This is a genomic window from Lactobacillus sp. C449L, assembly GCF_059900815.1.
In genome coordinates, this window is sequence record NZ_JBWXGA010000057.1 from 1 (window position 1) to 598 (window position 598).

1 protein-coding gene is annotated in these 598 nt (G+C 71.1%); it reads left to right on the forward strand.

Annotated elements, in window-relative coordinates; genetic code table 11:
• Window positions 1-598 (forward strand): PepSY-associated TM helix domain-containing protein (locus AC2JF9_RS08260; protein WP_500726834.1); only part of this gene is annotated, 598 nt, incomplete at both ends.

Genomic DNA, 598 nt, shown 5'->3' on the forward strand with positions numbered 1-598 from the left:
GCGTGCGGGCGCAGTTCTGAGGGACCGGTCGCTCTATCGCGTGGTGTGGCGCTGGCATTTCCATGCCGGGCTCGTCATCCTGCCCGTCCTCTGCTGGCTGGCGGTGACGGGCTCGCTCTACCTGTTCAAGCCGGAGATCGAGCGGGCCGTCTACCATGAGTGGATCGTCCTTGAAGCGCCGGCGCAGCCGGCCAGCGTGGCAGGGTTGATCGGCGCGGTGGAGCGGCAGACCGGCGGGCGGGTGACGACCATCACCCGCCCGCCCGATGCAAGGGAGAGCTGGCGCATGACGGTGGACGAAGGCGGCGTGAAACGCACCGCCTTCGCCCATCCGGCGACCGGCGCCGTGCTCGGCACCACGCAGGAGAATGGCGTCATGGAGACGGTGAAGCGGCTCCACAGCCTCGCCATCACCGGCCCTGTCGGCAACGCCGTGGTGGAGATCGTGGCCGGCTGGGCGATCATCCTGGTGCTGACGGGATTCTACCTCTGGTGGCCGCGCGGCGGGAACCGGGCGCTGTCCCTCGCCGGCAGGCCGGGCGGGCGGCCCTTCTGGCGCAACCTCCATGCCTCGACCGGCGCGCTGGCGGGCCTCGTC